The 6883-nt window shown below is 59.0% G+C and carries 6 protein-coding genes, 2 tRNA genes, 2 rRNA genes and 1 pseudogene; 4 read left to right on the forward strand and 7 right to left on the reverse strand.

The genetic code is table 11. The annotated features are described in order from the left end of the window. The first annotated feature begins 56 nt into the window (after window positions 1-56). From B5E56_RS02980 to B5E56_RS02990, 3 genes are read left to right on the forward strand one after another with little or no spacing between them, the layout of a single operon-like run. Complete coding sequence (locus B5E56_RS02980; protein ID WP_087388449.1) at window positions 57-890, forward strand: copper amine oxidase N-terminal domain-containing protein; 834 nt, start codon at window positions 57-59, stop codon at window positions 888-890. A gap of 43 nt (window positions 891-933) precedes the next feature. Continuing rightward, window positions 934-1524 carry an RNA polymerase sigma factor gene (locus B5E56_RS02985; protein WP_242958747.1) on the forward strand — a complete coding sequence of 197 codons (591 nt, stop codon included), beginning with the start codon at window positions 934-936 and terminating at the stop codon, window positions 1522-1524. Next, a complete protein-coding gene (locus tag B5E56_RS02990) occupies window positions 1508-2137 on the forward strand; it encodes a hypothetical protein (RefSeq protein WP_087388451.1) in 630 nt (209 codons plus the stop codon). Before B5E56_RS02985 ends, B5E56_RS02990 begins: the two co-directional genes overlap by 17 nt. A gap of 48 nt (window positions 2138-2185) precedes the next feature. Here B5E56_RS02990 and B5E56_RS02995 read toward each other — a convergent pair whose 3' ends face one another. The 3 genes and pseudogenes from B5E56_RS02995 to sfsA form a co-directional block, all read right to left on the reverse strand. Next, entirely contained in the window at window positions 2186-2881 is a 696-nt protein-coding gene (locus tag B5E56_RS02995; RefSeq protein WP_158098647.1) for a GNAT family N-acetyltransferase, read from the reverse strand. 76 nt (window positions 2882-2957) lie between these two features. Continuing rightward, window positions 2958-4667: pseudogene (locus tag B5E56_RS03000) on the reverse strand (ammonium transporter). 193 nt (window positions 4668-4860) lie between these two features. Next, window positions 4861-5541 carry a DNA/RNA nuclease SfsA gene (gene sfsA / locus B5E56_RS03005; protein ID WP_087388453.1) on the reverse strand — a complete coding sequence of 227 codons (681 nt, stop codon included), beginning with the start codon at window positions 5539-5541 and terminating at the stop codon, window positions 4861-4863. Between the two features lie 87 nt (window positions 5542-5628). Between sfsA and B5E56_RS03010 the strand changes: the two genes are divergently transcribed. Next, window positions 5629-6249: a DUF1643 domain-containing protein gene (locus B5E56_RS03010; protein WP_087388456.1), complete on the forward strand. Its 621-nt coding sequence runs from the start codon at window positions 5629-5631 to the stop codon at window positions 6247-6249. 55 nt (window positions 6250-6304) lie between these two features. Here the strand turns inward: B5E56_RS03010 and rrf are convergent. From rrf to B5E56_RS03030, 4 genes are all read right to left on the reverse strand, one after another. Then, a 5S ribosomal RNA gene (gene rrf, locus B5E56_RS03015) occupies window positions 6305-6420 on the reverse strand. Between the two features lie 132 nt (window positions 6421-6552). Beyond that, a tRNA-Lys gene (locus B5E56_RS03020) sits at window positions 6553-6628 on the reverse strand. A gap of 5 nt (window positions 6629-6633) precedes the next feature. Further along, window positions 6634-6708: transfer RNA gene (locus B5E56_RS03025), tRNA-Glu, on the reverse strand. Window positions 6709-6791: 83 nt separating this feature from the next. Further along, window positions 6792-6883: ribosomal RNA gene (locus B5E56_RS03030) — 23S ribosomal RNA — on the reverse strand; the annotation flags it as partial.

Below are 6883 nucleotides of genomic sequence, written 5' to 3' on the forward strand. Positions count from 1 at the left end.
GTGTCACAACGAGAGAGCAAAACCTCTCCCGCAATTCACCGGAAAGGAAGATTTCTATGAAAAAGCTTGTTCCCACTCTGCTGTCCCTGGCCCTGGCCGGCTCCCTCTGTCTGCCTGTTCTGGCCGCTCCCGTTGCTGTGGACGAGACCGCCTCTCCCTCTGGCTATGCCATCCAGGTCAACGGCGCCGATACCGAAATTCGGGGCAGCGTAATGGTTCCCCTCCGTGCTCTGGCGGAAGAACTGGGTTTCACCGTGACTTGGTCTGGAGAGCAGATCCGGGTGGACACCGGCAAGGTACACACTGATGTGACCCTTGAGGTGGACCGCTATGTGATTACCACCAGTCTGGAAGATATGGTGGGTATGAGCGCCCCCTTCTCTCTGGGCTGCCCTCCCTATGCGGTGAATGGTACTACCTATGTACCCCTGGCCCTCTTTGACGCCCTGCTGGGCAACCAGGAGGACGCCATCACCGGCGACAGCGGCACCATCTCCATCCAGACTGATTCCTCCACTCAGATCCCCAATCCCTTTGTGGAATGCGGCACGCTGGCGGAGGCCCAGGATCAGGCTGGTTTCTCTCTGAACCTGCCTGATGGCTGCACCCCGGAGCACATCTCTGTGCTGCCTGATCAGATGATCCAGGTCCTCTGTGAAGATAACCTCACTATCCGTAAGGCGGTGGGGCAGGAGGATATCAGCGGCGACTATACCGCCTATCCTCAGGTGGACACCCTTTCCTCTCACGGAACAGAGGTTACCCTGAAGGGGGACGGAGACACGGTTAAGGTTGCGGTTTGGACTACGGAGGGCTATACTTATGCCATTCAGAGCGCCGCCGGCCTGAGCCGGGACGCTATGCTCACACTGGTGGCATCCGTGGCATGACGCCAGCGTTCCATTACTACAGAAGAGGGAGGAGTCGATGGGAATGACCGCTGTTTGCCGCCTGAGACGGCCCGGCCTGCGCACCCATATCCTACACGCCCTTCTACTGCTCTTTGCCCGGAAGCCGGAGGAGGAGGCCGTCCGGCAAACCGCCAACGCTCAGGCTGCCCGGATGCTGGACGCCTATGGCAACAGTATTCTACGTCTGGCCTATTCCTACCTTCACAATCAAAGTGACGCCGAGGAGGTACTCCAGGACACCCTGCTGCAATTTCTGCGTACCGCTCCTGTGCTGGAGAGCCCCCAGCACAAAAAGGCCTGGCTGCTGCGGGTGGCCGCCAACCTGAGCAAAAACCGGTTGAAGTACAACCGCCTTCGCTCCGCCGATGAGCTGCGGGACACGCTGGCCGCGGAACAGCGGGAGGACCTCTCCTTTGTATGGGAGGCCGTCAAGGCTCTTCCCCAACATTCCCGGGCTGCCATCCACCTTTTCTATCATGAGGGCTGCTCCACCGCCCAGATCGCGTCCATCCTGGGCCGGAAAGAGTCCACCATCCGTTCCGATCTGCGCAGAGGCCGCATTCAGCTGAAAGAGATCTTGAAGGAGGCGTATGACTTTGGCCCGGAAATATGACGAGATCATGTCCCACCTTGTAGTGACCGATGCCATGCGGTCCCGCATTCTGGAGCAGCTGGAATCAGCCGGACAGCCTATCCCCTCCTCCCGCCCCCCGCTTCTTCTGCGGCGTACGCTTGCTACCGCCGCCTGTCTGGCCGTAGTGCTGGCAGGGATCTCGATCCTGCCCCGGATTACCTCGCCCCAGCCTGTGGAGACCCCATCCGGCCCAATCACTGTGGTCCCAAATCTCCAGGAAGTGTCCTCCGCCCAAGCCCTCTCGGCTTTGGTTGGATTCTCCGTATCCGACCTGAAGGCGCTGCCCTTCCTGGTGGAGCAGAGTACCTATACCGCATACGGTGATACCCTGGCTCAAATTCGCTGTGAGGGTGACTCCCAGTGGGCTCTCTTCCGCAAATCCGCCGGGACCGAAGACAACTCCGGCGATTACACCGCCTATGCCGCTCAGACCTCCTACGACCTGGATGGCCTGAGCGTCACCCTGAAAGGAGAGGCAGACCAGTCCTATGTACTGGCTCTGTGGACCGACGGCAGCTATAGTTACTCTTTGCGCCTCTCCCAGCCTCTGACGGTCGAACAGTGGAATCAGGTGATTTCCGCAAACTGCTGACATCACAAAAGCGGCCGCCGTGCTATGCACGGCGACCGCTTTTGCCATTCAGTTGGGCAGCATCCGAAACCACTTGCTCCGGATACCCGCCGCTTTGAAGCTCGTCCGGCGGTACAGGGAAAAGGCGCTCTCATTGTCGCTGGCCACCAGCAGCTTACACCGGTCAAATCCGGCCTCCGCCAACAGAGCCATAGTCCCCCAGAGCAGTTCCCGCCCCAGGCCCTGTCCACGGACATCCTTTTGCAGCGCGATGCCCTCGATCTCCGGCACCTCCTGGGTCAGGTCCAGCTCATACACCCCGACTGGCACCCCGTTGACCACCGCAAATCCGCAGCGGTGACCCTCATCCAGGGCCCGGTCCAGATCCCGGGGTCCGTAAGTAGCAGAATTGGGCATTTCAAAAAAGCATCCGTTGTGCAGGGCCAGCCAGGCCCCGCCCCGCTCCCGGGTCAGGGGCTCCAGGCTGAGGCGCTGGGGCTGGCCGGGCAGCTGGGACAGATCTCGCTGCAGCTCCAGCAGATCGCGGACAAACTCCAGCCGGCAATCCCCCTGCCAGCCCTCCTCCAGGGGCGCGCCGGGGTCCCGGGAGGTCACAAGCAGTTCCGTTGCACCCAGGCTCAACAGCTCCTGTCGGCCCCGGCACAGCAGTTCGTCCAGCTCTCCGGTCCGGCAGTGCTGGATGACCAGATAGCCCTTCCCTTTGGCCGTGATTTCTGCGGCAAAGATTTGATAGGCCGACTCCATGTCCATTCCCCCCAGTGATGATTGCTACCACTATACCACAGCCCCCCGGACTTGACAAGTCCGGGGGGCTGTCTCATTACTCCTCGCCCTGAAGGGCGTCATATCCGTGTTCGCCGGTACGGACCTTGACCACATCCTCCACATCATAGACGAAGATCTTGCCGTCGCCGATCCCACCGGTATGGAGCACCTGCTTGGCGGTATCCACCACCTGTGCCACCGGCACCTTGGATACCACAATCTCCACCTGTACCTTGGGCAGCAGATTCATGGTCATGGGCACGCCGCGGTAATACTCCGTCTTGCCCTTCTGGATGCCGCAGCCCAGCACCTGAGTTACCGTCATACCCGTTACGCCGATGCCGTTCATGGCGCTCTTCAGCTCCTCAAACCTGGACTGGTTGCAGATGATGGTCACATTGGTCAGCTTGGCTGCCGACTTGGTGCGCTCCGCAGGCTGAGCACGCTCAGAGACCTGCACGGGCACCGGGCTCTCACCAGCCACATAGGGCTCCGGATAGGCGTCCGGCTTGGCCACCGCCGTCATGCTGGTGGACTGACTGAAGTCGGCATAAGCGGTAGGCAGGCCGTGCTCATGGATGTCCAGGCCCTCCAGCTCCTCAATGGCAGAGGTCCGCAGACCCACCGTGTGCTTGATAACGGTAAAGATGATCACCATAGTCACCGCTACCCAGGCAATGACGCTGACCACGCCCAGGCACTGGGTGAGGAAGAACTTGGGACCGCCGCCGTAGAACAGGCCACCGTCCACCGCCAGCAGGCCGGTGAGCAGGGTACCCATAGCGCCGCACACACCGTGGACCGAAATGGCGCCCACAGGATCGTCGATCTTGGCTATCTTATCAAAGAATTCCACCGCCAGGGGAAGCACGATGCCGGCACAGATACCGATGATGGCTGCACCCTCCACAGATACCATGTCACAGCCGGCGGTAATGGCCACCAATCCGCCCAGCGCTGCGTTGAAGGTCATGGAGACGTCCGGCTTCTTGAAGCGAATTCAGGTAAAGAGCATGGTGGTCACGCAGGCCACAGCAGCCGACATATTGGTGGTGACGAAGATGCTGCCGGCAGCCACCAGGGTGTCGTCCCCGGTCATGGAGACGGTGGAGCAGCCGTTGAACCCAAACCAGCAGAACCACAGCACAAACACGCCCAGCGCGGCGATGGAGAGGTTGTGGCCCAGAATGGCCCGGGGCTTGCCGTCCCTGTCATACTTGCCGATGCGGGGCCCCAGGATCTTGGCGCCGATGAGGGAGGCCACGCCGCCCACCATATGCACCGCGGTGGAACCGGCAAAGTCATGGAAGCCCAGCTGGGACAGCCAGCCACCGCCCCAGATCCAGTGGCCGGAGATGGGATAGACCACAGCGGAAATCAACAGAGAATAGATGCAGTAGGAAATAAACTTGGTGCGCTCTGCCATAGCGCCCGATACAATGGTAGCGGCGGTGGCGCAAAACACCGTCTGGAAAATGAAGAAGGCGAAGAAGGGAACCCCCTCCGGCAGGATGGCGGAATAGTCGCCCCGTACGAAGGGATCAAAGCCGCCTATCAGCGCCCCCGCGCTTCCGAACATCAACCCGAAGCCCAGCAGCCAGAAGATGGGCGTGCCGATGCAGAAGTCCATCAGGTTCTTCATCAGAATATTGCCCGTGTTTTTTGCCCGGGTAAATCCCGCCTCACACATGGCAAAGCCGGCCTGCATGAAAAAGACCAGCGCGGCGCCCAACAGCACCCAGATCGTGTTCACTGACGAATACATACATTCATTCCTCCCTGAAAACAAAAACGCTCGCTTCGCCTTCCTCGGCGAAACGAGCGTCTCTGCTTGATGGATGCAGTGTATGCTCTTTTTCTGCATCCGTCAAGATCGTCCTTGCATATTTGGAAATAATTCAGAAATTTTCCTGCTTACAATATTTATTTTCGCAAGTTTTCAATATAATACTTTCATTTTAGAGGCATACCTTTACTGGTTCCGCGATGGTCAGCGTATCCAGCGTGACCCTGCATCCCCGGGCCAGCACCTGGACACCTGCCCCGGCGGCCTTGCGCAGCGCCGCGCCGAAGGCCGGATGGGTCACATCATTGGGGGCAAAATCCTTCATTCCCGCCATCTGGATCACAAAGCAGACAGCCGCCTCGTAGCCCTCTGCCTGGCAGCGGATTAGCTCCTCCAGGTGCTTGACCCCACGCTCCGTAGGGGCGTCGGGAAAGCGGGCGTGGCCGTCCTTCTCCAAAGTGACCCCTTTGACCTCCACAAAGCCCCGGCGCTCTCCCGCCTCCCAGTAGAAGTCGAACCGGGAGCTGCCCCAGGTGGTCTCCGGCCGCAGGAGAGTCAGTCCGGGCAGAAAGCCGCCTCCCTCCGCCCACTCCTGAAACACCTTATTGGGGGCCTGAGCATCCATATTGACCAGCAGCCGGCCCTTCTCCACGGCGATCAAATCATACCTGGTCTTGCGGGCAGGGTTATCGCTCTCCTCCAGATAGACCGTGGCGCCAGGCACCAGCAGTTCCCGGCAGCGGCCAGTATTTTTCACATGGACTACCTCCAGCCTGCCGTCCACCTCCACATGGGCGATAAAGCGGTTGGGCCTGGCCTGGAAGATTCCCTTTTTCACACTTCGGTATTGCATTCTGTTTCTCCTGCCTGTATCCTGATAGGGTGAGTATACCATGGAGCGACGCGCCTCACAAGCCGTTCTTCCTCAGGAGGTTTTGATATGCATATTCCCACCTGCGACACCGCCCAGCAGGACATTCAGTCCTTTTCCCTGGCCTTGGAGGAGGCTCTGCTGCCTCAGGCCGATTATGACGTGGACCGCTGGCTCTACGTCCCCAACCGCTACTGCGACTACCGTTACATCCTGGGCACCCGGGGCAGCCGTCCGCTAATCTGCGTGGGCATCAATCCCTCCACCGCCGCACCTAACGACCTGGACAACACCCTGAAATCGGTGGAGCGCATCGCTTTGGGCAATGGCTATGACAGCTTTATCATGTTCAATGTATACGCCCAGCGGGCTACACGCCCTGATGATATGGAGAAGGTGTGCAATCCCGCCCTGCACCAGGAAAATATGGCGGCCTTCCGCTGGGCCCTGGAGCAGACTAAAACCGGCACACCTGCCGTCTGGGCCGCCTGGGGCGCGATCATTGAGAAGCGCAGCTATCTGGCCGACTGCCTGCGGGACATGGTGGAGATTGGGAACGATTTGGGCGCCTGTTGGTATTCCGCCGGTGCCCGTTCCAAGAAGGGCCATCCCCACCATCCCCTGTACCTGCGGAAGGACAGCAGCCTAGATTTCTTTGATGTCAGTACCTATATCAGCAGCTGTCTATGACGGCTGCTGATTTTTGTAAAGCAAAAAGCGGACAGCCAAAGCTGTCCGCTCTCTGTGTTGGCGTTACCTATCTTCCCGGTCCGTCTCCAGACAAGTATTTTCGGCGCAGGTGAGCTTAACTTCCGTGTTCGGGATGGGAACGGGTGGACCCTCACCGCAAGCAACACCAACTTACTTTTCTTTGAAAAGAAAAGTAAGCAAAAGAAACTTTAATAACTTTCTTCTCCTTACCGTTCTTCTCAACGATAAGCACTCAATTTTTAAGGGCTCTCTATGGAGCGCCCTCAGACGCTCCATAGAGAATGGTGCGCCTTCACGGATTCGAACCGGGGACCCACTGATTAAGAGTCAGTTGCTCTACCAGCTGAGCTAAAGGCGCAGGTTTGGTGACCCGTGCGGGAATCGAACCCACGTTTGCGGCGTGAGAGGCCGCCGTCTTAACCGCTTGACCAACGGGCCACATTTACGCGTCGCTTTGTCAGCACCCTCAAAACCGAACAATGCAGTCTCAGTACCAGGCAAGCGCCTGCAATCATCATGTTAAGGTCAAGCCCTCGGCTTATTAGTATCGGTCAGCTGCACGCGTTACCGCGCTTCCACCTCCGACCTATCAACGTCATAGTCTACGACGTGC

Source organism: Flavonifractor sp. An112 (assembly GCF_002161085.1).
Taxonomy (GTDB): Bacteria; Bacillota; Clostridia; order Oscillospirales; family Oscillospiraceae; genus Flavonifractor; species Flavonifractor avicola.

What these genes read in the sequence shown, in the direction of transcription:
- B5E56_RS03010 (WP_087388456.1), top strand. Translation starts at nt 5,629, where the DNA reads ATGCATATTCCCACCTGCGACACCGCCCAGCAGGACATTCAGTCCTTT.
- B5E56_RS02985 (WP_242958747.1), top strand. Translation starts at nt 934, where the DNA reads ATGACCGCTGTTTGCCGCCTGAGACGGCCCGGCCTGCGCACCCATATC.
- sfsA (WP_087388453.1), bottom strand. Translation starts at nt 5,541, where the DNA reads ATGCAATACCGAAGTGTGAAAAAGGGAATCTTCCAGGCCAGGCCCAAC.
- B5E56_RS02995 (WP_158098647.1), bottom strand. Translation starts at nt 2,881, where the DNA reads ATGGAGTCGGCCTATCAAATCTTTGCCGCAGAAATCACGGCCAAAGGG.
- B5E56_RS02980 (WP_087388449.1), top strand. Translation starts at nt 57, where the DNA reads ATGAAAAAGCTTGTTCCCACTCTGCTGTCCCTGGCCCTGGCCGGCTCC.